Here is a 25467-nt window from a genome sequence, read left to right as displayed (position 1 = left end):
CGTTGAAATACAGAACCCCCGATGCAGTACATAGGGGGTTCTGAGTAGAGAAATGCTAGTTGAAAATGTGTAAACCTATTTCAGGACTAGACACCAACGGCTGATCGCCAAACAAGGGTAAGGGCGGCTCAGTGGTGGCGGGCACCTTGCCACAGTTTGCGCAGTTGCAACAGCAGCGCGGTCAGGGCGCCGCCGCTCAGGGCGGTGAGTACCGCCAGCAGCAGGCTGCCGAGCAGGAAGGGAGGCACCAGGGTGGCCGCCTCCTGCTCCAGCCAGTGGAGGGTCCAGCTGAGGTGGAAAGGCTCCGGCGTCTGGTGCAGCACCAGACAGCCGGTGCGATAGGCGTAGAGATACATGAATGGCAGGGTCAGCGGATTGTTGAACCAGACCGCCAGCAGTGCCAGCGGCAGGTTGAGGCTGAATGCCAGCGCCAGACCGACTGCGATGAGTGAGTGCATCGGGATGGGGAACCAGCAGGCGAAGATCCCGGCCGCCACCGCGCCACTCAGGGCGCGAGTGCCCCCTTGCCAGAGGGCTGGGGCAAGCAGTCGCTCACCAAACAGGGCAAACCACTTCTGCTGGCGCAGAGTATCGGGATCGAGCTTGAAACGGGCAAACCAGCGACTCAGCATGGGCGTGCCATCTTGCGTTTTTGCCACTGGCGCACCGTGCTGATCCGCCAGAAGGTGCGGATCAGGGTGTAACCGATAAGAGAACTGAGCAGGGCAAGGATCAGCGAGCCCAGCAACAGCGGCGGTGCCACTGTGCCCAGCACCGAGACCAGCCACTCCCAGGTGAACTCAATCTCTATCTGTTGCGCTGAATGTCCCAGCAGCTGGCACCCCACCAGATAGGCACCATAGAGCAGGGGCGGCATGGTAAAGGGGTTGGAGAGCCAGACCAGCGCCACCGAGAGCGGCAGATTGACCCGACACAGTATGGCGCCACCGGCGGCCAGCAGCATCTGGCAGGGGAGCGGCACCCAGGCCATGAAGAGGCCCACCGCAAAAGCCCCGGCGGCTGACCGCCGGTTGAGGTGCCAGAGGTTGGCATCGAGCAGCAGTTTGCCGAACAGCCGCAGGTGCTTGTGTTCTTTCAGGGTTTGCTGATCGGGCATCCAGCGTTTAATGAGTCGTTTGGGCATATTGAAACCTTGCTAAATACTTGCTCCATGGATCTGCGTCTGTTGTCGTTTGCCCTGGGGGCAAGCTCCTCACTGTTCTGGCCATGGTTACCTTCACTCGCATGGGGGGGCCTGTTGCTGTCCCTGCTGATCCCCCTTGCATATTGTCGTGCCTGGCGGTGGCTGTTTCTCCTGCTCGGCATCCTCTGGATGCAGGCCAATCTTGCCTATCGGCTGGCCTGGCTGGAGCGGTTGGGCGATCAGACGAGCCACATGATAACCGCACAGCTGCAAAGTGCAGAGCCCGAGGGGGATAAATTTGTCCGGCTGCTGCTGCGGGTGAGCTCCCTCGACGAGCAACCGGTGACACCTGAGCCCCTGATCCGGGTCAATGCCTATCAGGCATTACCCGCCATGACAGTGGGCAGCCGGATCACCCTGGTGACCTCGTTGAAACCGGCTCACGGTCTGGCCAACGAGGCGGGGCTGGATGGGCGGCGTCTGCTGCTGGGCAAAGGGATCACCGCCACCGGCAATTTGCGCCGGGTGATTGACATTCAACAAGCACCTGTGGGTTGGCGCGAACGCTGGTTGGGGGCGGCGACCGAGAGTTGGCGCCCACTTGATCATGCCCCCTTGCTGGCGGCGCTCACTTTTGGCGAGCAGAGCGGTATCACGGATGCCCAGTGGGAGCTGTTTCGCGGCAGCGGCCTGACCCATATCATCGCCATCTCAGGGCAACACATCGCGCTGGTGGCGGTGCTCGGGTGGTGGCTGGGCAGGCTGTTTGGTCTGCGCGGCGCCATCATCACCTCCCTGCTGTTTGCCGCCGTCTACAGCGCGTTGGCCGGGTTTGCGGTGGCCACCGAGCGGGCCCTGATCATGGTGTTGGTGTGGAGTGTGCTGCGCTGGAGCCGGCGAGAGTGGCCGGCCTGGCGCATCTGGCTGTGGGCCTTTGTGGTATTGACCCTCTGGGATCCCTTCGCCCTCTATTCGGCCGGCTTCTGGCTCTCGTTTCTGGCGGTGGCCATCTTGCTGCTGGTGGGATATGTCCACGACAAGCCGGGGCTCTGGCAGATCCAGCTCTGGCTGTTGCTCGGTCTGCTGCCGCTGCAACTGGCGTTGTTCGAGGGGATAGCGCCCCTTGCCATGGTGATCAACCTGTTGGCTGTGCCGCTCTTTTGTATCGCCATCATCCCGCTGGCCCTGATCGGTGTGCTGCTTGCGCCGCTTTCCATCTCGCTTGCCTATGTCCTGTTCTGGCTGGCGGATCTGGGGCTCGGGTGGGTGCTGACGATCCTGAACTGGCTGGCCGATCAACTGCAACTGTGGTGGCCACTACCCGCCTGGTGGCTGCCACTCTGCACCTTGCTGTTGCTGCTCTGGTTCGCCGCACAGTGGCGCCCGGCACGCTGGCTCTGGCTACCGGGTCTGTGTGCGCTGTTGTTGGCGCTCTGGCCAACGCCAGTCCGCTGGCAACTGCGGGTGCTGGACGTGGGGCAAGGGCTAGCGGTGCTGATCAGCAAGGGGGAGCGAGCCATCCTCTATGACACCGGCGATCGTTATCCCGGAGGCTACAACATGGCGGACGCTGTGATCCTGCCCCAGCTGAGCCATCTGGGGATCCGGGTCATCGATCGCCTCATCATCAGCCACAAGGATCGGGACCATGCCGGCAATCGCAAGCGACTGCTCAGCGCCATGCCGGTGCGCCACGAGTTCTCCTCTTACCCCTTCAGTGAGGGAACAACGCTCTGCCAGCGTGGGCAACAGTGGCGCTGGCAGGGGCTCTCGTTTGCAGTGCTCTGGCCCGAGCGCCCCGGTGGCGGGCGCAATAACGATGGCTGCGTGGTGCGTATCAGCGATGGGCAGCGCAGCGTGCTGCTGAGCGCAGATATCGAGCGGCAAGCCGAGCAGCGGCTGGTGGCGCTGGAGGGGGAGGGGTTGGCCAGCACCTTGCTGGTGAGCCCCCATCATGGTAGTCGCACCTCCTCCACGCCCCCGTTTGTTGCGGCGGTAGCGGCGCAGGAGGTGATCCACAGCGCCGGCTTTATGAATCAGTGGGGCTTTCCCCGTCCCGATGTAGTGGCCCGCTATCGGGATGCCCGCCAGTGGATCACCGGTCAGCAAGGGGCGATGCTGGTCGAACCCACCGCAACGGGCTTGAGCGTCACCGCCGAGCGAGATGTGGGGCCCTGGTACCGGCGCAGTGGCGACTGGTGGCGACCGCGAGTGTGGTTTGAGCAATAATCCGCCATTTCTGCCGTGGAGGAATGCGATATAGGTGGCGGCGCTTGGTGTAAGCCTGCGCTTTGGCTAGAATAGCCCGTCATTTCCATTACTAACGGCTATTCATGCAACAAGAAACCTCACAAGAGAGCTGGCCAGTATTCAAACGCCTGCTCGGTTATGTCCGTGATCGCAAGCTGGGCCTGGTCGGTGGCATCATCGGGATGCTGGGCTACGCCGCCGTGGATACCACCTTTGTCTACTCCATCAAGCCGCTGATCGATCAGGGCATTAATGGCAACGACAGCACCGTTTTGAAATGGATGCCCTTCTTCGTCCTCGGCATCGTGGCCCTGCGCGGTGTCGCCAACTTTCTCTCCAACTACTGCATGGCCTGGGTCGGCAACCACGTTGTGATGCGCCTGCAACAGCAGGTGTTCAATCACATGGTGGCGATGCCGATGAGCTTCTTCGACCGTCAGAATACCGGCCACCTGCTCTCCAAGGTGACCTATGACGCCAGTCAAGTCTCCTCGGCGGCGAGCACCACGCTGGTGACCCTGGTGCGGGAAGGGGCGACCGTGGTCGGTCTGCTCGGCCTGATGTTCTGGCACTCCTGGCAGCTGTCGGTGATTTTCCTGGTGGTTGGCCCGCTGGTGGGGGTCATCATTGGCCTTATCAGTCGCCGTTTCCGCCAGATCAGCCGTCACATCCAGCAGGCGGTAGGGGATATCACCACCTCCACCGAGCAGATGCTCAAAGGGCACAAAGAGGTGCTGATGTTTGGTGGCCAGAAAGTGGAAGAGAAGCGCTTCTTCCAGGTCAGCAATAACATGCGCCAGCAGACCATGAAGATGGTCGCGGCTGATGCCATCGGCAGCCCTGTGGTGCAGATGGTGGCCTCCATCGCGCTGGCTGCCTTCCTCTATGTAGCCACCATCGACAGTGTGCGCAGCGAGCTGACTGCCGGTACGTTTACCGTCATGATCACCTCCATGATGATGCTGCTCAAGCCGCTGAAAAGCCTGACCGACGTCAACAACCAGTTTCAGCGCGCCATCACTGCCTGCCACAGCCTGTTTGGCCTGCTCGACAGCGAGCCGGAGCAGGATACCGGCACCCGTACTCTGGAGCGTGCTCGCGGCGAGATCGAGTTTCGCAACGTCACTTTCACCTACCCGACCAAGGACACCCCGGCGCTGCACAACGTCAGCTTCAAGGTGGAGGCGGGTAAGTCGGTGGCGCTGGTGGGCCGTTCCGGCTCTGGCAAGAGTACCATTGCCAGCCTGCTGACCCGCTTCTACGACATCGATCAGGGCGAGATCCTGCTGGATGGCATCAACATCCGCGAATACAAGTTGAGCGAGCTGCGCAAGCAGTACGCGCTGGTCTCTCAGCATGTCCACCTGTTCAACGACTCGGTGGCCAACAACATCGCCTACGCGGCAGAAGACAAATACAGCCGCGACCAGATCGTGCAGGCCGCCCGTATCGCTCACGCCGACGAGTTCGTCAGCAAGATGAGCAACGGGTATGACACTGTGGTTGGCGAGAACGGTGCATCCCTCTCCGGTGGTCAGCGCCAGCGTGTTGCCATTGCGCGGGCTTTGCTGCGCGATGCGCCGGTTCTGCTGCTGGATGAGGCCACTTCGGCCCTCGATACCGAATCCGAGCGCCACATTCAGGCGGCTATCGATGAGCTTTGCAAGGCGCGTACCTCGCTGGTGATCGCCCACCGCCTCTCCACCATCGAGAAGGCAGACGAGATCCTGGTAATCGACGAAGGTCATATCGTCGAGCGCGGGAACCACGAAGCATTGATGGAGCAGCGCGGCACCTATGCCCAGCTGCGCGCTATTCAGTTTGGCAACGCGGGAAGCAAGGCCTGATGCTGGAACGGCTCTGGTATCGCAAAAGTGGCTGGCGCTGGTTGCTGGCCCCCTTTGCCCTGCTGTTCGCCATCATCAGCGGCAGCCGCCGCTACGCCTATCGTCACGGCTGGCGCAAGGGATATCGCTCCTCCTTACCGGTCATTGTGGTGGGCAATATTTCGGTGGGGGGCAACGGCAAGACGCCAGTGGTGGTCTGGCTGGTGGAGCAGTTGCAAGCCCGCGGCTATCGCCCCGGGGTGGTGAGCCGTGGTTATGGCGGCAAGGCGCCCCATTACCCCTATCGGCTGGATGAGACCAGCACCACGGCGCAGGCCGGAGATGAGCCGGTGCTGATTGCCCGGCGCTGCGGCTGCCCCGTGGTGGTTGCCCCGAAACGGGCCGACGCGGTACGACTGCTGGAGCAGAGCGGTGAGGTGGATATCATCATCACCGACGACGGTCTGCAGCACTACGCGCTGGCCCGCGACATCGAGCTGGTGGTGGTGGACGGAGCGCGCCGTTTCGGCAACGCCTGCTTGCTGCCCATGGGGCCGCTGCGCGAGCCGATCACTCGTCTCAAACGGGTGGACGCCATCATCTGCAACGGCGGCGAGCCGGGCAAGGGGGAGTACCCCATGCAACTGGTCGCCGACACCCCGCGCCGGGTGCGCGACGATGCGCCGCTTGTAGCCCCCTTGTCGGGGCCGGTTGATGCGCTGGCGGGGATCGGTCATCCGCCCCGCTTCTTTGTCACCCTGGAAGGGCTCGGTTACCAGCTGGAGCAGCAGGCCGCCTACGGCGATCATCATCCCTTTGATCGGGATGAGCTGGTGGGCCGCTTTGCCAGCAAGCCGCTGCTGATGACCGAGAAGGATGCGGTCAAGTGCCGCCCGTTTGCCCTCGATAACTGGTGGTATCTGCCGGTCAGCGCCGAGTTGCCCGCCTCCCTGCTGGATGCCCTGCTGCACAAGCTGGGGGCGAAGGCAAAGGGCGCGACCAGGGCGCAAGATTAATCTCTCTTGCCTGAGCGGGGGAGAAGTGGACCAATAGCGGTCCCGCATGGAATATCTGGTTGCTCGACATCCATCGCTGGCGTGATGAAGCTGCCAGCGCGACATCGTTGAAGGAGTATCGTTTTGGCTTTGGACATCAAGTTGCTCGACATCATTGCCTGCCCGGTCTGCAAGGGTAAGCTGCACTACAACAAAGCAGTTCATGAGCTGGTCTGCCGCTTTGACAAGCTGGCCTATCCGCTGGAGGAGGGGATCCCGGTGCTGCTGGAGAACCGTGCCCGTCCACTCAACAGCGATGAGCTGCCGTCATGAGTTTCGTCGTCGTCATTCCTGCCCGCTATGCGTCAACTCGTCTGCCGGGCAAGCCGCTGGCGGATATCCATGGCAAGCCCATGGTGCAGCATGTGGTGGAAAAAGCCCTGCAATCAGGTGCCGATCGGGTGATCGTTGCCACCGATGACGAGCGGGTGCAGCAGGCACTGCTGAGCACCGGCGTCGAGGTGTGCATGACCTCACCGGATCACCAGTCCGGCACCGAGCGTTTGGCCGAGGTGTGCCGTCACTACGGCTTCGCCGCCGATACCATCATCGTCAATGTGCAGGGGGATGAGCCGCTTATTCCGCCCGCCATCATTCGTCAGGTGGCGGACAATCTGGCCGCCGCCACGGCGCCGATGGCGACCTTGTCGGTGCCGATCAAGGATGCTGAAGAGGCGTTCAATCCCAATGCGGTCAAGGTGGTGACTGACAAGGATGGCTATGCTCTCTACTTCAGTCGCGCCAGCATCCCGTGGGATCGGGATCGCTTTGCCAGCAGCCACGAGCAGATTGGCGATCATTACCAGCGTCATATCGGTATCTATGCCTATCGCGCTGGCTTTATCCAGCGTTATGTAGACTGGGCACCGAGCGTGCTGGAGCAGGTCGAGGCGCTGGAGCAGCTGCGGGTGCTCTGGTACGGGGAGAAGATCCACGTCGCCCAGGCCCTTGAAGCGCCGCCGGTCGGGGTGGATACCCAGGCCGATCTGGAGAAGGTGCGCACCTTTTTGGCCAAGTGATGGCCACAGCACTAACGTCATGAAAACGGTGTCGCAAGGCACCGTTTTTTGTTTTGAAAATTTATATAATTATTTGATTTTAAACGCTAAACATGGGTTTTCTCAAACTTTTGGCGTGCATGGTTTGCCAAAGCGACGAGTTTGGTTATGATGCAAGACGCCCTGTTAACCCTAACCGGGCGGCTAAAACGAGATAAAACGGGGTGTTTGGGTGATAAATGTATTCCTGGTCGATGATCATGAGCTGGTGCGTACAGGGATAAGACGCATTCTTGAAGATGTGCGCGGGATCAAGGTGGTGGGCGAGGCACAGAGCGGCGAGACCGCAGTTACGTTCTGTCGCCAACACCATCCGGACGTGATCCTGATGGACATGAACATGCCGGGTATTGGTGGTCTGGAAGCGACCCGCAAAATTCTGCGGATCCGCCCCGATGTGCGCATCATAGTGCTGACCATTCATTCAGAAAATCCGTTCCCCACCAAGGTGATGCAGGCTGGCGCCGCCGGTTACCTGACCAAGGGGGCTGCTCCCGACGAGATGATCCAGGCGATCCGGCTGGTGCACTCCGGTCAGCGCTACATCTCCCCGGAGATTGCCCAGCAGATGGCCCTCAGCCAATTTGCCTCCGCTGACGAGAATCCCTTCAAGTCCCTTTCCGAGCGCGAGCTGCAGATCATGATGATGATCACCAAGGGGCAGAAGGTGACTGATATCTCCGAGCAGCTCAACCTGAGCCCGAAGACGGTCAACAGCTACCGCTATCGTCTGTTCAGCAAGCTGGGGATCAACGGTGACGTGGAACTGACCCATCTGGCCATTCGCTATGGCATGCTGGATGCCGATACCCTCTAATCGGCTGGCGTGTGGTCACAAAGGCGGCGCGTGCCGCCTTTTTGCTTTTCTGCCCTTTTGCTTTTCAGGCGGCGAGGGCAGTATGCTCTGCCCGTCAATTTTTGCCTTTGTGTGAGCCGAGTAGCTGATGACCCTCTCTTCCGAACCTCTCTTCGACAGCAAGGCGTTTCTGAGCGCCGTCACTCATCAGAGCGGCGTTTACCGCATGTATGACAGCGGTGGCACCGTGATCTATGTGGGCAAGGCCAAGGATCTGAAAAAGCGGCTCGCCTCCTACTTTCGCACCAACGTCGACAGCATCAAGACCCGCACCCTGGTGCGCCAGATCGCCGATATCCAGGTCACCGTCACCCACACCGAGACCGAGGCGCTGATCCTCGAGCACAACCTGATCAAGCAGTACCAGCCCCGTTATAACGTGCTGCTGAGGGACGACAAATCCTACCCCTGGATCATCATCACCGCGCACCAGCATCCACGCATCGGCGTCCATCGCGGTGCCCGCAAGGTGAAGGGGGAGTACTTCGGCCCGTACCCTTCCGGCGGCGCGGTGCGCGAGAGTTTGCATCTGATGCAGAAAATTTTTCCGGTGCGTCAGTGCGAGGATGCGGTCTATGCCAACCGCACCCGTCCCTGTCTGCTCTATCAGCTCAAGCGTTGCGCCGGCCCTTGCGTACCCGGGTTGGTGAGCGAGGCCGAATATGCCCAGCAGGTGGAGCTGGCCAAGCTGTTTCTGGCAGGCAAGAACCAGCAGGTGATTGGCGAGCTGGTGGGCAAGATGGAGTCTGCCAGCGGCGATCTGCGCTTTGAAGAGGCAGCCCGCTATCGGGATCAGATCCTGGCGCTGCGGCGGGTCACCGAACAGCAGTCGGTGAGTGGCAACGTGCTGGACGAGCTGGATGTGGTGGGGGTCGCCTTCCAGCAAGGTGCTGCTTGCATCCACGTGCTCTTTATTCGTCAGGGCAAGGTGCTGGGCTCGCGCAGCTACTTCCCGAAAGTGCCGGCCGATACCCAGCTCGACGAGGTGGTGCAATCCTTCCTGCTGCAGTTCTATCTGTCGGGGCAGGGGGGGCGGCAGATCCCGAGCGAGGTGCTGCTCGATGTGGCTCTCGAAGATGAAAGCGTCATCGCCGAGACCCTGAGCCAGACAGCAGGCTACAAGGTGCGAGTGGTGAGTCGTACCCGCGCCGAACGGGCCCGTTTTATCAAGCTCGCCTCCATCAACGCCGAGACGGCGCTGCGATCGCGGCTGGCTCACAAGAGCACCATTACTGCTCGCTACGATCAGCTGGAAGAGCTGCTGGAGCTGGAGCGCCCCATCGCCCGCATGGAGTGTTTTGATATTTCCCACACCATGGGGGAGCGCACGGTGGCTTCTTGCGTGGTGTTCAACCGGGAGGGGCCGCTCTCATCGGAATATCGTCGTTTTAATATCGACGGTATCACCGGCGGTGATGACTACGCAGCGATGGAGCAGGCGCTGGAGCGCCGCTTTGGCAAGCAGCAGGAGCCGGACAAGGTGCCGGACGTGCTGTTTATCGACGGTGGCCTCGGCCAGTTGCGCCGCGCCGAAGAGATCCTGGCCCGTCAGCTGGAGTTCCTCGGCGGCAAATATCCGCTGCTGGTGGGGATTGCCAAGGGGGTGACTCGCAAGGCAGGGTTGGAAACGCTCATCATGGGGGAGAGTCACGAAGAGTTGCATTTGCCGGCAGATATGCCCGCTTTGCACCTGATTCAGCATATTCGCGATGAATCCCACCGTTTTGCCATTACCGGCCACCGTGCCAGACGGGCCAAGGCCCGCACCAGCAGCAGTCTGGAGGATATTCCGGGGGTGGGGCCAAAGCGGCGACAGGCGCTGCTCAAATATCTGGGCGGCCTGCAGGAGGTCAAAAAGGCGAGCGTGGATGAACTGGCCAAGGTACCCGGCATCAGTCAGGAGCTGGCCCAGACCATCCACGATGGCTTGCACAGCGCCTGAGCAGGGTTAGCGGCATGGCAAAATCGCTAACTCCTTGATGCACAAGAGCCGTGACGCGGGGGGGCCGTAAATGCCATAATGGCCCTCGCATTTTGAGAAGATTGATGGATTAAAAAGACCAAGACGGGCGCCAGTGCGGTTGCATCGCAAATCGGCTTTGGCGCACTATGTAGCGACGTACAAGAAGTGGCTGAAAATAATGACAAACATACCTAACCTGTTGACGTTTTTCCGGATTTTGCTCATTCCCGTCTTCGTCATCCTGTTCTATCTGCCTTATCAATGGTCCTATCTGGCTGCCGCCATCATCTTTATTCTGGCCGCTGCTACCGACTGGTTTGATGGCTATCTGGCTCGCAAGCTCAATCAGTCCACCGCCTTTGGCGCCTTCCTTGACCCGGTTGCCGACAAGATCATGGTTGCCGCAGCACTGGTGGTTATCGTCGAACACTACAACACCATCTGGGTCACCATTCCCGCCATGACCATGATTGGCCGCGAGATCATCATCTCCGCCCTGCGCGAATGGATGGCCGAGCTCGGCAAACGCTCCTCGGTGGCGGTCAGCTGGATTGGCAAGTGGAAGACCATGATCCAGATGGTGTCGCTCACTGGTCTGATTTGGCAATACAACGTCTGGATGGTGTGGCTCGCCTATGTGATGCTCTATGTCGCCACCGTGCTCACCTTCTGGTCGATGTTCCAGTACATGAAGGCGGCCTGGGGCGATTTGACTCACCACGCCAACCTGTGAGTCACCTGTGCCGCAAGGTGAGGTTTACTCTTATTTGAGGCAGGAAACGGCCAAAGGCGCTAAAACTGTTCAAAAAGGGCAAAAAATGCCCGAACGATCAGGTAATTAAATATTTCTGGTTGACTGGACGAGGAACATCGCTAGAATGCGTCCTCGTGGTCAGGCAGTCAGCCAGACCAATGCGGGAATAGCTCAGTTGGTAGAGCACGACCTTGCCAAGGTCGGGGTCGCGAGTTCGAGTCTCGTTTCCCGCTCCAAATTCAGACAATAGAGAGCCAACTCTCTTTTGCATGGCGCGTTAGCAAAGCGGTTATGCAGCGGATTGCAAATCCGTTTAGTCCGGTTCGATTCCGGAACGTGCCTCCATATTGACAAGCCCGCCACGCGAGCTTGATACCGATTGCGGTGCCCGAGTGGTGAAATCGGTAGACACAAGGGATTTAAAATCCCTCGACGTTCGCGTCGTGCCGGTTCGATTCCGGCCTCGGGCACCATTAAAATCAAAGAGTTACGAAAGGCCACTAGAAATAGTGGCCTTTTTATTTTTCCTCCGAATCCACATTTGATCCAAACAGGTGTCGTCCGGTAGAGCCTCCGGCGTTTAATTGCCAGCTCAAGCTCACTATCAGGCTTGCCACCCCCTGACTCGGTGGGGAATACAGATCGAGAACAAGGGATACAGCGGCCAGTCTGAATATTTCCTTGTCACGTAGCGGCTTGCTCATAAGACCTGCTGAATGACGTCAGTTTGAGGCTCTTGAAGTGTCAGAGAACGCGGGGCGATTAGCGTTGATATATTGGGTGTTTTTATACCGTTAGTGACAGATGGATGCGGTCTGTTAAAAAGGGCGAGATCGTTCAGATCTCGCCCTTGTTTATCAATAGGCCCGTCATCTCTGTCTTATCGGATCAGGCTCCCTGCTCCGGGCGGGCGTCCGGGATCAGCGGATCCGCTTTGCGGCGGCGCAGCAGGCGTACCAGCGGGGGCAGGGTGATCACTGCAATGGCCAGTACCAGCAGGGTCTGGCTGATGCCGCTGCTCCACAGGATGGCGGTGTCGCCATTGCTGATGGAGAGGGCGCGGCGCAGGTTCTGCTCCAGCATTTCTCCCAGCACGAAGCCCAGAATGAGCGGTGACATGGGGAAGTGCATCTTGCGCAGCAGGTAGCCAAAGACCCCGAGGGCCACCATCAGCAGCAGATCGAAGGTGGTGCTGTGCACCGCATAGACTCCCACCGCTGAGACGCTGGCGATGGCGGGCACCAAAAACCAGAGCGGGATGGAGAGCATGCGGGTAAAGAGCCCCACCATGGGGATGTTCATCACCAGCAGCATGACGTTGGCCAGCAAGAGGGCGGCGATCAGTCCCCACACCACATCGGGCTGTTCGGTGAACATGGTGGGGCCGGGGGTGATGTTGTAGAGGGTCAGTGCCCCCATCATCACCGCCGTGGTGCCCGACCCCGGCACCCCCAAGGTCAGCATGGGGATAAAGGAGCCACAGGCTGATGCGTTGTTGGCCGCCTCCGGTGCGGCCACGCCGCGAATGTCCCCTTCGCCGAATTTGGCATTGGGCCCCGCCAGTCGCTTCTCGGTCATGTAGGTGATGGCACTGGCGATGGTGGCGCCTGCGCCGGGCAGAATGCCGACGAAGAAGCCGATGGTGGAGGAGCGCAACATGGTGCCGGTGCAATGGACTAGCTCCTTGAAGTTGAACAGCATCCGCCCGGTGGTGCGCACCAGCTTGCCGCCGCCACTGGTGTGCTCCAGCATCAGCAGGATCTCGCTCACCGAGAAGAGGCCGATCACCACCACGATAAACTGCACCCCGTCCGAGAGGTGAACGCTGTCGAAGGTAAAGCGATAGACGCCAGTGTTGGCATCCACCCCGACGGTGGCGAGCCCCAGCCCAATCAGCGCCGCCATAAAGGACTTGAGCGGGTTCTGGCTCATCATGCTGCCAAGGCAGGCGATGGCGAACACCATCAGGGCGAAATACTCCGCCGGGCCGAAGGCGAGGGACCAGCGCGCCAGCGCCGGGGCGAACAGGATGATCCCCCCGATGGCGAGCATGGAGCCGACAAAGGAGCTGACCGCCGAGATGGAGAGGGCCACTCCCGCCTTGCCCTGCTGGGCCATGGGGTAGCCATCCAGCGCGGTCATGATGGCGGCAGCATCCCCCGGCACGTTGAGCAGGATCGAGGAGATCCGCCCGCCATACTCGCAACCGATATAGACGGTGGCGAGCAGAATAAGCGCCGATTCGGGGGGCAGTTTCAGGGCAAAAGCCAGCGGCAACAGGATGGCGACCCCGTTGATGGGGCCAAGGCCCGGCAGCAGGCCGACCACGGTGCCGACAAAGCAGCCGATGAGGGCAATCACCAGATTTTCCGGGGTGAGTGCCACCGCAAAGCCCTGGGAGAGGTACATCCAGGTATCCATATTGACTCCTTAAGAGAACCAGACGCCGAGGGGCAGGGTGACATCCAGCAGCCGGTCGAAGGCGAGATAGAGCACCAGACCGCCGACGACGCCGGAGAGCAGGGCGGCTTTGGCAGAGGCGCCAAACAGGCGCCCCAGCACAAAGGTGAGCAGGGTGGTGGCCAGCGGAAAGCCCAGCCACTCGAAGCTGGCACCGTACCCGGCCAGCGCCACCACCATGATGGCGAGGTGGCGCAGGGTACGCAGCGGCGGCCAGCTGACGGTGTCCGGCTGGCGGCGCAGCAGCAACAGGGCGCAGAGCGCCATCAGGCCGATGATTCCGAGCGGGAAGGGGCGTGGCCCCAGCGGCTCATAGCTGTATTCGCTCTGGATCTGCCAGGCGATAGCGGCGCCTGCCAGACAGAGCAGCAGCCAGATAGCGGCGAAGATGCGATCGCTCATGGCTGCGGCTCCTATTTGGCCAGACCGAAGGCTTTGGCCTGCTCGCGATATTGCGCTACCTGCTCCTTGACGTAGCTGTCGAGGGCCTCGCCGGTGAGGTCAAACTCGAACAGGCCGCGCAGATCCCGCTGCGCCTTGAAGGTGTCGGTCTTCACCAGCTGATCGAAGGTCTGCTTCCACCACTGGTATTCGCTGTCGCTCACCTTGGGGCCGACATAGAAGCCGCGGATCACCGGCCACACCAGGTCATAACCCTGCTCCTTGGCGGTGGGGATGGTGGACAGCTTGCCGGGCAGCCGTTCGGCAGAGAACACCGCCAGCACCCGCAGTTTGTCGCCGCCGATATAGGGCACCATCTCGCTCAGATCGCCGGAGACCGCCTGCACATGGTTGCCCAGCAGCGCGGTGACCGGCTCGCCGCCCCCTTCAAAGGCGACGTAGCGCATCTTGTGCGGGTCAACCCCGGCCTGTTTGGCCAGCAGCGCCGTCTTCATCCAGTCCTGACTGCCGATGGAGGCACCCGCGCCGATCACCACGCTGTTGGGATCGCGCTCCATGGCGCTCACCAGCTCCTTGAGGTTCTGATAGGGGGCATCGTGGCGCACCGCAATCATGCCGTAATCGGTGCCCACCGCCGCCAGCCAGCGCACATCGTCCACCCCGTAACGGCCAAATTTCCCCTGTGAGAGGTTGAGCAGGGAGCCACCGGAGAAGGCGACCACAGTCCCCGCCTCGGCGGGGCGCTGGGCCACGATGGCGTTGTAGGCCACGGCGCCGACCCCGCCCGGCATATAGGTGACCCGCATCGGCTTGTCGATGGTGCCGGTCTCCTGCAGGCTCACCTGCAGCAGCTTGCAGGTGAGATCGAAACCACCGCCCGGTTTGGCCGGTGCGATGCATTCGGTACGGCTCGGGGTCGCGGCACTTTCGGCCGCCTGCAGTGGCAGGGCGCCGAGCAGGGTCAGCAGGGCGAGGGCATGACGTGTGCGTTGCTTCATGGTTGTGTGCTCCATCTTGTCGTTGTTTTTCCTGGGTGTGACTCCGTCGATAGACGAAGTGATGCGAAATTGTTAAAACAACAACCTTTCATTCACCTTTCAATCGCTGACCAAGAGCCGGGAGTGTGACCCTGATCGCACCTTCTCCCGCAATAGCAGTGATGAAGGGATGCAGTTGAAGCAGTGCGGCTGAATGCTGCGGTTAGGAACAAGGGGAGAGGGATGCGCTTGCTGTTGGCAGAAGATAATCACGAACTGGCTCATTGGCTGTCGCGGGCACTCACCAGCGCCGGTTTCGCGGTGGATTGGGTGGCTGACGGAGCTCAGGCTGACCACCTGCTGCGCCACGAACAGTACGCGCTGGCGGTGCTCGATATCGAGATGCCCAAGCTCGACGGGCTGGCGGTACTCGGCCGGTTGCGAAGTCGGGGGCAGGGGGTGCCGGTGCTGCTGCTCACCGCCCGCGGCGCGGTGGAGGAGCGGATCTGCGGTCTCAATGCCGGAGCCGATGACTATCTGGCCAAGCCGTTCGATCTGGGGGAGCTGGATGCCCGGCTGCGAGCCCTGCTGCGGCGCAGCGAAAGCGGTGGTGCCGAGCTGCGGCTGGGGCGCCTGACCCTGCACCCCGACGGCTATTTTCTGCTGGCCGATGCCCGCCTTGCCCTGACTCCGCGCGAACTGGCGCTGCTGACAGCGCTGATGTATCGCCATGGGCGGCCGGTCGCCAAAGGGCAGCTGTTCGAGCAGGTGTTCAACCTCGATGACGAGGTAGGGCTCGACAGCATCGATCTCTATATCCACCGGCTGCGCAAAAAGCTGGTGGGCAGCGGGGTGGTGATCACCACCCTGCGCGGTCTCGGCTATCTGCTGGAAGCGGCGCCGGAGGCCTCCCATTAGCCGCTCCCTGCTCCATCAACTGCTGCTGTTTCTGGGGGGCCCCTTGCTGATCCTTTGGGCTGCCTCGGCCTGGTACAGCTACTACGGCGCGTTGGCGGCGGCCACCTCGGCCTATGATCGCACTCTGCTCGCCTCGGCCCGTACTGTTGCCGAGCGGCTGACGGCAGCCGAAGGCAGCCTCAGGGTGGATGTGCCCTATGTGGTGCTCGACAGCTTCGAGCGCAACATGCGCGATCGCCTCTTCTATCAGGTGCGCGGTATCGACGATAGGGTCATCTCCGGCTTTGACGACTTGCCCCCCATGCCTGACGGTACGCCCCTGACCGACCGCTATCCGGCGCTTGCCTACTTCTATGACGGGCTTTATCAGGAGGCGCCGATCCGCGCCGTGATGCTGCTGCAACCGGTAGGCGAGGGGGGCGTCAACGGCATGGCCCGCATCACGGTGGCGGAAACCCTGCTCGGTCGCCAGCAGCTGGCGGAGCAGTTGCTCTGGTCGGCCCTGCTGACCCAGGGGGCGCTGGTGGTGCTCACCCTGCTGCTCGCTTATCTGTTGCTCAAACGGCTGCTCACTCCGATGCGGCGCCTGTCGCGGGAGATCCTGCGCCGCGATGCCGCTAATCTTGCCCCCTTGCCCGACCTGCTCCCCTGGCAGGAGACCCGGCCGCTGGTGCAGGCGTTCAACCGCCAGCTGGCCCGATTGCGCCAGCTGGTGGCCCGGCAGGAGCGCTTTAGCGCCGATGCCGCCCATCAGCTGCGCACGCCGCTCACCATTTTGAAAACCCAAGTTGAGGTGGCGCGCGGCAGTGGCGATCCGGCCCTGATGAGCGAAAGTCTCGATGCCATGGCCGTGCGGCTCGATCACACCATCGCCCTGACCGAGCGGCTCCTGCTGCTGGCGCGACTGAAATCGGACGAGTGCTCCGGGCTGCGCCAGCGGGAGCCCATCGAGTTGACGGCGCTGGTGCAGCAGGCCTGTCTGTCACGGTTGGCGCAGGCGCGGAGCAAGGGGATCGATCTCGGGTACGAGGGGGAGGAGTCCGCCATCATGGTGGCGGGGGAGCCGCTGCTGCTCGGGGAGCTTTGTGCCAACCTGCTCGACAACGCCATCAAATACACCCCGCCCCACGGCACCGTGACGGCGCGGGTGGTGCGAAGCAACGGGCAGGTCTGGCTGGAGGTAGAGGATAGCGGCCCCGGCATCGCCCCCGAGCTGGCGGAGCGAGTCTGGCAGCCGTTCCAGCGCCTCGAGCAGGGGAGCGAACAGCCGGGAGCGGGGCTTGGTCTGGCGCTGGTGCGCGATATCGCCCACTACCACCACGGCGAAGTGCTGTTGCTGCCGGCCACCCAGCTGGGGGGCTTGCTGGTGAGGCTGATCTTGCCGCTGGCAACATCGTGAGGGCGATAAAAAAAGAGAGGGCACCTCGCGGTGCCCTGTTTATCTACACATAGATGGCGTTGGGGGTCAGCTGCGGATCTTGTTGAAGACAAACAGGACGATAAGGGCGCCCACGGTCGCCAGCGCGATGCTCGGGATATTGAAACCGGTCACCGAGCCCAGCCCCAGCAGGGTACCCACATAGCCGCCAACCATGGCACCGACAATCCCCAGCAGGGCAGTCATAAAGAAGCCACCACCGTCGCGACCCGGCATGATCCACTTCGCCAGAATACCCACCAACAGTCCCAATACGATCCAGGTGATAAAGCCCATGGATTAATCCTCTCTGTGTGTTTGAGCCCGCATTATAGGCAGGGATGCCGGGATGCGAAGGGCCAGACGGTGCTGGCTGGTCACAAGCTGTCGGACGGCGGCCGGCGCTAGGTCGGGCTGCACAGTCCGGTTATGAGCGGTTGAATGGCGGTATGTGCGCCGCCAACCAGGGGCGGGGATGGCTCACGTAAAGGTCAAGATGAGAAAAGCCCCGCGAGCTGGGCTTGGTCTGTGACGGGGTTGTGCCCTCACTTTTTGAGGTGTTTTCGGATCGCCTTGCCTGAGGTGCCGACTGCTTTGACCGCCCGTTTGAGCTGGACTTCGGTGCACTCGAACATTTTGACCCACTGCTTCATCTCATAGGGATCGTTGACATTGATCTTCTTGGCATCGAACGGGTGAGCGACCGCATTGCTGTCAGGCATATAAACCTCAACTTGTTGAAATAGCTGGCGAGAAAGACATTTCTGCCTGAGCGCCATCATCCTCTCAATTGGCAAGGGGCAAGGTGACGGGGTTCACACAACCCGGGGACGGAAGGAGGAGTGCAGGTTTGCTTTGCTGATCTGTGAGCGATCACCACTTATTCCACCCTCTTCACATCATCAACAACGGGGCCAGAGGCCGGATAAACAACAAGCGCCCTACCGGGCGCTTGTTGTGGTTATCGTGATGACCGGATTCAGGGTGTTGGGCAGGCGCTTGGCGAGCCGCTGTTGCGGGGCCAGAGGGTGGTTCCATCGCTTTCAGAGAGCGGCAGGAATGTGACGCCTTCGCTCATGTTGGCAGGGGGCAGGTCATCCTCCAGCACATACATCCCCATCGGCAGGCTGCCATAACGCTGGTTGGCCTGCACCTGAGCGACCGCGAGGCTGGAGTAACGCAGGCCAAGCAGATCGAAGTGATTGCGCCAGTCCCAACCGGTGAGCCGACTGAGTGCAACCAGCATAAAGTCATTGCCCGGTATGTCGCGCACCCGTTTGCCGCCATAGACCGCATGCCCCGAGTAGGGGAACAGGCTAAAGCCGAGCCTATCCTTGTTGGCATTCCACTGCGCTTCACTGTCGGCTGCCGCGCCGAAGATCCGTGAATGCTGATAGAGCAGGGTGAAGATAGTGAAGCCATCGTTCAGACGGGTGCCATCAGTCAGGATCATACCGTGAGCGCGTAATGCCATCTGGATATAAAACGCCATGCGATAGCCGTTGTGGACGGCGTAGGCATTGCTCTTCCAGGGGGCTTCGTAGCGACTCTCGCCGGTATCGAGCACCTGGCAGTTGGCCCCGAGCACGACGCGGTTGCCACTCCTGTCCCGTACCTGCGCCGCATCAGACATGAACACATAGAAGAGATCCTTGTGATTCATGTGCCCATCCTTGATGGGAGCCGTGTTGCCATCCCTCAGATAATGTGCGCGCCACTTCACCACATAAGGGAAGATGTTGTTGGAGTTTTCCCCCGCCCGGCTGCCATAGCCACTCCAGTTGTCGGCATCGCCTGCCGCAGCGTACTGCACGTTCAACCGGTTGGTCTGCAGGTTGTGGCCCAGTTCGTGATTGTCGAGCCAGCCGGTCGGGCTGATGCTGCCGGAAGAGTCCCACGGGTTGCCACTGCAACCGCTGCCGCAATGGGCATTCTGGTCATAGTTGGCATGCTGGATGATGGTGCGGGTATGAATCGACTTATCGAGACAACCCTCCCCCAGCAGTGCCACGCAGGCGTTTTTCACATCTGCCGGCAGCGACTCATCGAGCCCCTTGCCCTGAATTTTCAGGCCCGCCAGGGTGTAGACGCCATTGATGTGATCCCGGGCGATGCTGTCGAGCAGGGCATTGGTGTCGGGGATGACGCCACCCACCGCCTTGGTGAAGCGATCCCGGCGCAGATGCTGTTCGGCGCCATCGGCCCGCAGATCGATATGGGGCAGCTCGGTTTGTTCCAGCCGCTCGTTGAACTCGCGTATCTGCTGCTCATCACTGAAATCCATGATGGCCGGATGACGGGTGACGCCCGTGGCGCTCACCTGGACGGCCAGCGATGCTGTCCCCCCTTCCAGATAGAGATAGATAGGGCCGCCATAAGGAGAGGTGAAGGTGATGCTGCCCCCCTTGGCCAAGATCAGTCGTCCGGTGGTCAGCTCCAGCGGGGCTCGATAGATCTTCTGCTCATAGGCGCGATTGGTGTTGGGCCTGTGGTAGTTGAGTCGGACGGTAGCGGACACATCGGCGTTATCGGTGCGTCTCAGGGTGATGGTTTGTCCCGGCAGGGCATACCAGCCGGTGGTGGTCCACTGCCCGCTGTAGGGAACCGCAATGCGCCGACTGTCGGTGAGCGTTGCGGGATAGGCATAGTGAGTCGCTTGTCCCTTCACTACCTTGCTGCGATCGGTGACGTACTCCCCCAGATCGGGTTGGGCCGGGGTACGAGTGCGGGCATAGCTCACCAGCCAGTCGGCAAACATCGCCTGCTGCCAGGATTGATGCTCATCCCAGGCGATGGGGTAGTCGATGGCGGCACGGTATTTGTCGGCCAGCAGCAGGGTGGCGGGCAACAGTGTCACGCCGTCACGGGCAAAGGGACTGATCCCGGCCTTGTCGAGGGTGATGGCCGCATTTCTCAGCCAGTCGGCACCCAGCTTGAACTGCTGGTTGAAGCTCTCCGAGCCACCGCAATTGATAAAGTTGCCGCCGCAGCTATCGAGCCACTGGGTAGTGAAGTTGCGATCCAGAAGGTTGCCAAGCAGGGTATCGACCGCCATCAGCTGGGCGTCGGGTGCCATGATGGTGTTCACTGCCAGATCGCTGGCTCTGAGTTTTGACCAGTAGTTACCCCAGGTGACCAGCCCCATATCGAGATAGAGGGGGCTTAGCAGCGGGCTGGCATCGCGCCGATAGTTGGAGAGCAGCAGCGGGATCCCGGCCGCTTTGGCCTTGGCGATCGCCTCTGCGATCCCCTTATACCCCAGCCCCTGGCGGTCGATATCGCTGATCACGATAAGCTCCGGCGCCATGGTGTCGATACAGTCGCTCAGCGCCTGATAATCGCAGGTATTGGCCGGGTTGATGCTGTGCTTGTCGGGATAGATCGCCTTGAGCCAGTCCCGCACGCCTTCGTTATGGGGAAAATAGACGCTATCGGCGCGGCTGGGCATCTGGGCGGTGAGGATGCGCAGGCCATCGCTATCCTTGCCCCGGGTCAGCCAGCCAATCAGCCCCTTGAGCAGCACCTCGCTCTGCGCTGTGCGGTCAACGGAAAACAGGTTCGCCCCCATGGCGGCCTGACGGTAATCGGCTTGCTCGGAGACCATCACCAGACCCCGGATCTCGCTCTCCCCCTTGCCATTGATGTTGGAGGGGAGCAGGGTCACCGTGCTCTCCGGCTGGAAGCTGGAAAAGGTGATGGAGTCGTGGCTCGGGTTCCAGCTGATCTGTGCCATTCCCTGATAGAGGCTGCGAACCAGCTCGGTGCGGTGCGCCTCACTGTCGGCAATCGCCGCACGGGCATGGGCGATCAGAGATTGCTCGCTGGCAAGGGTATGATCTTCCCGGGCAATCGCATTGGCGGCATCGCTGATAAAGCGGGCCGAGATCTGACAATCGGCGCGCATGGGGGCTGTGGTGTAGGTATTACCCGTCAGTGTGCCCTCACATCCTGCGATCTGCGCCAGCACGAAGCCACTCTCGGGCTGCACGGTGAAACGGCCCTGTTCACCGGCGTTCAGACGCAGGGCGTCGGGGCTGAGTGCGCCCCCCTGAGAAGCGTGGGTGGTGGCGTTGAAATAGACGGCGGCACTCTCCTGCGTGAAGCTGGCCGAGATCTGGCAATCGCTGCTCATGGGGCCAGTGGTATAGGTGAGGCCGTCCAGGGTGCCATCACATCCGCTTATCTCGGTCAGGAGGTAACCGCTGTCAGCCTGTACCGAGAAGCGCCCCTGTTCTCCCGCCGCCAACCGCAGGCTAGTGGGGTTCAACTGTCCGCCCACGCTGCTCTGGCTGGATGCCTCGAAATAGTTGGGGGTGACAGGGGGGCGGATAGGGGTCTCTTCCTGTTCGCCATCACCGCCGCCACAGCCTGTAATCAACAGCGCCAGTAAAGGGGCGAGAACCGTCTTTTTCATTGTTTGATACGTTCCTTGTGTTACGACGGGTAGGGGAGTCGGTAGTCTAATGAGCTGTCTTGCTTATTTCAACGATGATTGAATGGTCATTTTGCTTTATTTTCAGCATCTTGGATGTTTTTTTGGCCGGCTTTTGCCGTATTTGGTGTTGCTGGCGCAGCAGAACCGATAGGGATGGGGCGAGCACCCCATCAGCACAGGCCATACCAGCCTGAGCTCACCGTAATGAGTCGCTTCACCGGGTTAACAGGGGATGCTGGGCCGCAGGTTTTGCCTGCAACCCGCACAGGGGGGATGTCAGACGGATGGGTGAGCGGCGGGGCCGATCGTTGCCAGCGCCCGCATTTCCAGCCGCTGTTCGCCAGGGCGGCAGACCAGCACCGAGCCTTGCTCGAACCAGTCTCCCAGCACGATGCGGCGGGCGGGGTGGCCATCGAGGGTGAAGTTGTGGATGGCGGGTCTGTGGGTGTGGCCGTGGATCATCATTCGGCAGTCGTGGGCGCGCAGGGTGTCGTCAACCGCCGCGGGCGTCACATCCATGATGATCTGGCTCTTGTGGGCATTTTCCATCTGGCTTTGGCCGCGCATCTTGCAGGCGATGGCCTGACGGCGGGCGAGCGGCAGTCGCAAAAAGAGCCAGCGCAGCCATTTGAGCTGGGTGATGCGGCGAAACTTCTGATACCCCTCATCCAGGGTGCAGAGCAGATCGCCGTGGCTCAGCACCACCCGCTCCCCATAGAGGTCGATCACGCAAGGGTCACCCAGCAATGTCATCCCCGCGCGCTTGGCAAACTGCTGCCCCAGCAGAAAGTCACGGTTGCCGTGGATAAAGTAGATGGGCACGTTCTGCTGGCTCAGGGCCAAGAAGGCGTCGGCCATCTGTTGATGAAGCGGATTGGGGTCATCATCGCCAATCCAGAATTCGAAGAGATCCCCCAGCACATAGAGGGCATCGGCGCCGGGGGCGTCGTGCTCGAGAAAGCGCACCAGTGCCGCGGTCATATCGGGCCGCTGGGCAGAGAGGTGAATGTCACTGATAAAGAGTGTGCTCATGATGTGGGGGGTCGGGCTCTCGGTCGAAACAGGGCAAACAGGGGTGGCAGAGGTAGTAGACACAACAGGGGACGAATAGTGCGCTGCGGGCGCCATCGCGCCAGTTGCGGTATGGATATCGTCACGGGATGGCGGTTGCCATGACAGCTCGGCCAGATTGCGTCCCTCCAGCGTCAGCAGCGTGGCGTAAGGATCGCCCGCCAGACCCAGCAACCGGCACATGGCCGCTTCCCCTTTCAATCCCTCTTCAAGGCGCAGGCGCAGCACTTCGCGGTAGAAGGCATCACCAAACCGCTCGAGCAACGCGGCCATCAGGGTGAGGTGGCGCCAGCCATTCAGCGTCTCGATGGGGGCGGCGGTGACGTACAGCTCCACTGGCCAGCTGGCCTCGCTCTTGTCGCAACTGCTATCGACACTGTGCTGGTCGAGGCAGGCAAAGATGCGCTCCAGCAACCAGATATTGTCGCCCTTGGCGCTCGCCTGCCAGCCTTGCTCTGCAAAAATAGCGGCAAACTCGGCGGGATCTGGATGCTGGCAGAGGATATCGAGATCGCTGCCGGGCCGATCGAGGCCGATGGCGAGCGTGCTCACCAGCGCCATATCGCTGCACTGCGCGGCCAGCTCATCCCACACACCGGCGGTGAGCAGGGCATGGGCCGAGCGCTGGCGTGGGTTGCCGTGGGCCAGATAGTCGAGGCGGCGCCAGTTTGGGCTGGCAGTGGGGGAGGCAGATGGAAAAACTGCGGCCGGGGCCGCAGTTTTGTCAGTGCCGAGTCGGCAGAGATCAGTCAGCAAGGGTCACCTTGGTGATCACTACGTCTTCTACCGGCACGTCCTGGTGGATACGGCCGTAGTTGCCGGTCTTGACGCCCTTGATCTTGTTGACCACGTCCATGCCGGCGGTCACTTCACCGAATACGCAGTAGCCGAAGCCCTGGGTGGTGGCGGATTTGAAGTCGAGGAAGTCGTTGTTGTTCACGTTGATGAAGAACTGGGCGCTGGCAGAGTGCGGCTCCATGGTGCGGGCCATGGCGATGGTGCCGATCTTGTTGGACAGGCCGTTGGCCGCTTCGTTCTTGATGGGGGCGCGGGTGTCTTTCTCTTCAAAGCCCGGGGCATAGCCGCCGCCCTGGATCATGAAGCCGTCGATGACGCGGTGGAAAATGGTGTTGTCGTAGTGACCGTCACGGCAGTATTGCAGGAAGTTGGCCACGGTTTCCGGGGCTTTTTCAGCGTTCAGGGTGAGGGTGATGTCGCCGTGATTGGTGTGCAGAGTGACCATGATATGTCCTTTCATTTGATGCGGACGACGAAGTGCCCGCAGGTGTATGGCATAAAGTGGTGGCAATTCTAGCCCATCAGGGGCTGGCGGCATAGTCTCTCTGGCGCCGTAACCGTGCTGGCAGGCGGGATTGGCCACGTTTTCTGCCTCGTTTTCTGCCCCTGAACGGGGTATTATGACCAACCATTTTACTCACAGGCAGTGGTTAGAAGATGCTGAAGATATACAACACACTCACTCGTCAAAAAGAAGAATTCAAACCTATCCACCCGGGCAAGGTGGGCATGTATGTGTGTGGTGTCACCATCTACGATCACTGTCATATCGGCCACGGCCGCACCTTCGTCGCCTTTGATGTGGTGGCTCGCTATCTGCGTTACGCAGGTTACGACCTCACCTACGTGCGCAACATCACCGACGTGGATGACAAGATCATCAAACGTGCCGCCGAGACCCAAGTGACCTGCGACGAGCTGACCGAACGTCTGATCGGCGACATGCACGCCGACTTCGACGCTCTCGGCATGGTGCGCCCGGATATCGAACCGCGCGCCACCCAGCACATCGAAGAGATCATCGAGCTGGTGCAATCCCTGCTGGAAAAAGAGCACGCCTACGTGGCGGATAACGGCGATGTGATGTTTATCGTCGAATCCTACGCCGACTACGGCAAGCTCTCCGGCCAGGATCTGGAGCAGCTGCAAGCCGGTGCCCGCGTTGACGTGGTCGATGCCAAGCGCAACCCGCTCGACTTCGTGCTGTGGAAGATGTCCAAGCCCGGCGAGCCAACCTGGGAAAGCCCCTGGGGCCCGGGCCGTCCTGGCTGGCACATCGAGTGCTCCGCCATGAACTCCAAGCACCTTGGCAACCACTTCGACATCCACGGCGGTGGCTCCGATCTGCAGTTCCCGCACCACGAGAACGAGATCGCCCAGTCCTGCTGCGCCCACGGTGGCGACTACGTCAACACCTGGATGCACAGCGGCATGGTGATGGTGGATAAAGAGAAGATGTCCAAATCCCTTGGCAACTTCTTCACCATCCGCGACGTGCTGGCCCACTACGACGCCGAAACCGTCCGTTACTTCCTGATGTCTGGCCACTACCGCAGCCAGCTCAACTACTCGGAAGATAACCTCAAGCAAGCCCGTGCCGCGCTGGAGCGCATGTACACCGCCCTGCGCGATCTGCCGGTAGCTGCTGCTGCCGGTGGCGACGAGCAGGTGGCGCGCTTCAAGGAAGCGATGGACGACGACTTCAACACCCCGGAAGCCTACTCCGCCCTGTTCGATCTGGTGCGCGAGATCAACCGCCAGAAGGGTGAAGACATGGCCGTTGCCGCCGCACTGGGCGCCCGTCTGCGCGAGCTGGGCGCCGTGCTCGGCATCCTGCAGCAAGACCCCGAGGCTTTCTTGAAGGGTGACGAAGCGGATGAAGAGGTTGCCGAAATCGAGCGCCTGATCGCCGAGCGCAATCAGGCCCGTGCCGACAAGAACTGGGCTGCTGCCGATGCCGCCCGCAACCGTCTCACCGAGATGGGGATCGTGCTGGAAGACAGCGCCGGCAAAACCAGCTGGCGCCGTGCGTAAGGACGGTTGGCCTTGTTGGCGTCTGGTGCCAACAGGTTGAGCCAATAAA

At 61.1% G+C, this 25467-nt stretch carries 21 protein-coding genes, 3 tRNA genes and 1 pseudogene; 14 read left to right on the top strand and 11 right to left on the bottom strand.

The window, feature by feature from the left end; genetic code table 11:
* Positions 1-128 precede the first annotated feature (128 nt).
* Together AB5Y82_RS07670 and AB5Y82_RS07665 are read right to left on the bottom strand one after the other, a co-directional pair.
* Positions 129-632 carry a DUF2062 domain-containing protein gene (locus tag AB5Y82_RS07670; RefSeq protein WP_042081972.1) on the bottom strand — a complete coding sequence of 168 codons (504 nt, stop codon included), beginning with the start codon at positions 630-632 and terminating at the stop codon, positions 129-131.
* On the bottom strand, positions 626-1144 hold the full coding sequence (locus AB5Y82_RS07665; protein WP_005350890.1) for a DUF2062 domain-containing protein: 519 nt from the start codon (positions 1142-1144) through the stop codon (positions 626-628). Before AB5Y82_RS07665 ends, AB5Y82_RS07670 begins: the two co-directional genes overlap by 7 nt.
* 27 nt (positions 1145-1171) lie before the next feature.
* On the opposite strand from AB5Y82_RS07665, the gene AB5Y82_RS07660 reads away from it, so the two are divergent.
* From AB5Y82_RS07660 to AB5Y82_RS07610, 11 genes are all read left to right on the top strand, one after another.
* Complete coding sequence (locus AB5Y82_RS07660; protein WP_201296069.1) at positions 1172-3373, top strand: DNA internalization-related competence protein ComEC/Rec2; 2202 nt, start codon at positions 1172-1174, stop codon at positions 3371-3373.
* A 104-nt stretch (positions 3374-3477) separates the two neighbouring features.
* Positions 3478-5241 (top strand): lipid A ABC transporter ATP-binding protein/permease MsbA, encoded by a 1764-nt coding sequence (msbA, locus tag AB5Y82_RS07655; protein WP_157160501.1) that lies wholly within the window; start codon positions 3478-3480, stop codon positions 5239-5241.
* Positions 5241-6236 carry a tetraacyldisaccharide 4'-kinase gene (gene lpxK / locus AB5Y82_RS07650; protein WP_159143933.1) on the top strand — a complete coding sequence of 332 codons (996 nt, stop codon included), beginning with the start codon at positions 5241-5243 and terminating at the stop codon, positions 6234-6236. Before msbA ends, lpxK begins: the two co-directional genes overlap by 1 nt.
* Positions 6237-6359: 123 nt before the next feature.
* Entirely contained in the window at positions 6360-6548 is a 189-nt protein-coding gene (locus AB5Y82_RS07645) for a Trm112 family protein (protein ID WP_005347033.1), read from the top strand.
* Entirely contained in the window at positions 6545-7294 is a 750-nt protein-coding gene (gene kdsB / locus AB5Y82_RS07640) for a 3-deoxy-manno-octulosonate cytidylyltransferase (RefSeq protein ID WP_159143932.1), read from the top strand. Before AB5Y82_RS07645 ends, kdsB begins: the two co-directional genes overlap by 4 nt.
* 211 nt (positions 7295-7505) lie before the next feature.
* Positions 7506-8150, top strand: a complete 645-nt coding sequence (gene uvrY, locus AB5Y82_RS07635) for a UvrY/SirA/GacA family response regulator transcription factor (RefSeq protein WP_005337448.1) — start codon at positions 7506-7508, stop codon at positions 8148-8150.
* A gap of 127 nt (positions 8151-8277) precedes the next feature.
* Entirely contained in the window at positions 8278-10131 is a 1854-nt protein-coding gene (gene uvrC / locus AB5Y82_RS07630; protein WP_159143931.1) for an excinuclease ABC subunit UvrC, read from the top strand.
* Between the two features lie 199 nt (positions 10132-10330).
* The gene (gene pgsA, locus AB5Y82_RS07625; RefSeq protein WP_031227442.1) at positions 10331-10885 is read left to right on the top strand and encodes a CDP-diacylglycerol--glycerol-3-phosphate 3-phosphatidyltransferase; all 555 of its coding nucleotides are present in this window, start codon (positions 10331-10333) and stop codon (positions 10883-10885) included.
* Positions 10886-11066: 181 nt separating this feature from the next.
* Positions 11067-11142, top strand: a tRNA-Gly gene (locus AB5Y82_RS07620).
* Positions 11143-11177: 35 nt separating this feature from the next.
* Positions 11178-11251, top strand: a tRNA-Cys gene (locus tag AB5Y82_RS07615).
* Positions 11252-11292: 41 nt separating this feature from the next.
* Positions 11293-11379, top strand: a tRNA-Leu gene (locus AB5Y82_RS07610).
* Positions 11380-11794: 415 nt separating this feature from the next.
* Here AB5Y82_RS07610 and AB5Y82_RS07605 read toward each other — a convergent pair.
* The 3 genes from AB5Y82_RS07605 to AB5Y82_RS07595 are packed head-to-tail and all read right to left on the bottom strand — an operon-like array spanning position 11795 to position 14766.
* Complete coding sequence (locus AB5Y82_RS07605; protein ID WP_019445074.1) at positions 11795-13327, bottom strand: tripartite tricarboxylate transporter permease; 1533 nt, start codon at positions 13325-13327, stop codon at positions 11795-11797.
* A 9-nt stretch (positions 13328-13336) separates the two neighbouring features.
* The gene (locus AB5Y82_RS07600) at positions 13337-13768 is read right to left on the bottom strand and encodes a tripartite tricarboxylate transporter TctB family protein (protein WP_005350923.1); all 432 of its coding nucleotides are present in this window, start codon (positions 13766-13768) and stop codon (positions 13337-13339) included.
* Positions 13769-13779: 11 nt separating this feature from the next.
* Positions 13780-14766 (bottom strand): Bug family tripartite tricarboxylate transporter substrate binding protein, encoded by a 987-nt coding sequence (locus AB5Y82_RS07595; RefSeq protein ID WP_368173826.1) that lies wholly within the window; start codon positions 14764-14766, stop codon positions 13780-13782.
* Positions 14767-14988: 222 nt separating this feature from the next.
* Here AB5Y82_RS07595 and tctD point away from each other — a divergent pair, with 222 nt between their 5' ends.
* Together tctD and AB5Y82_RS07585 are read left to right on the top strand one after the other, a co-directional pair.
* Positions 14989-15663 (top strand): transcriptional regulator TctD, encoded by a 675-nt coding sequence (gene tctD / locus AB5Y82_RS07590; protein ID WP_005350926.1) that lies wholly within the window; start codon positions 14989-14991, stop codon positions 15661-15663.
* A gap of 43 nt (positions 15664-15706) precedes the next feature.
* Positions 15707-17062: a sensor histidine kinase gene (locus tag AB5Y82_RS07585; RefSeq protein WP_368173825.1), complete on the top strand. Its 1356-nt coding sequence runs from the start codon at positions 15707-15709 to the stop codon at positions 17060-17062.
* Positions 17063-17128: 66 nt separating this feature from the next.
* Here AB5Y82_RS07585 and AB5Y82_RS07580 read toward each other — a convergent pair whose 3' ends face one another.
* The 6 genes and pseudogenes from AB5Y82_RS07580 to AB5Y82_RS07555 all read right to left on the bottom strand — a co-directional run bounded on the left by AB5Y82_RS07580 (position 17129) and on the right by AB5Y82_RS07555 (position 23829).
* Entirely contained in the window at positions 17129-17377 is a 249-nt protein-coding gene (locus AB5Y82_RS07580; protein ID WP_005359720.1) for a GlsB/YeaQ/YmgE family stress response membrane protein, read from the bottom strand.
* A gap of 248 nt (positions 17378-17625) precedes the next feature.
* Positions 17626-17802 carry a DUF3606 domain-containing protein gene (locus AB5Y82_RS07575; RefSeq protein ID WP_021229425.1) on the bottom strand — a complete coding sequence of 59 codons (177 nt, stop codon included), beginning with the start codon at positions 17800-17802 and terminating at the stop codon, positions 17626-17628.
* 257 nt (positions 17803-18059) lie between these two features.
* Entirely contained in the window at positions 18060-21494 is a 3435-nt protein-coding gene (locus AB5Y82_RS07570; RefSeq protein WP_368173824.1) for an ImpA family metalloprotease, read from the bottom strand.
* Between the two features lie 297 nt (positions 21495-21791).
* Positions 21792-22547 (bottom strand): UDP-2,3-diacylglucosamine diphosphatase, encoded by a 756-nt coding sequence (lpxH, locus tag AB5Y82_RS07565; protein WP_368173827.1) that lies wholly within the window; start codon positions 22545-22547, stop codon positions 21792-21794.
* A 96-nt stretch (positions 22548-22643) separates the two neighbouring features.
* Positions 22644-23342: pseudogene (locus tag AB5Y82_RS07560) on the bottom strand (DUF4269 domain-containing protein); the annotation flags it as partial.
* Entirely contained in the window at positions 23332-23829 is a 498-nt protein-coding gene (locus AB5Y82_RS07555; RefSeq protein WP_005337417.1) for a peptidylprolyl isomerase, read from the bottom strand. The pseudogene AB5Y82_RS07560 and the gene AB5Y82_RS07555, both read right to left, overlap by 11 nt.
* 212 nt (positions 23830-24041) lie before the next feature.
* On the opposite strand from AB5Y82_RS07555, the gene cysS reads away from it, so the two are divergent.
* A complete protein-coding gene (cysS, locus tag AB5Y82_RS07550) occupies positions 24042-25418 on the top strand; it encodes a cysteine--tRNA ligase (protein ID WP_041208491.1) in 1377 nt (458 codons plus the stop codon).
* Positions 25419-25467: the final 49 nt, after the last annotated feature.

This window comes from Aeromonas sp. s13 (genome assembly GCF_040907905.1).
GTDB lineage: Bacteria > Pseudomonadota > Gammaproteobacteria > Enterobacterales > Aeromonadaceae > Aeromonas > Aeromonas veronii.
The sequence above is the reverse complement of the archived record's forward strand: the minus strand, read 5'-3'. Positions and strand labels throughout refer to the sequence as shown.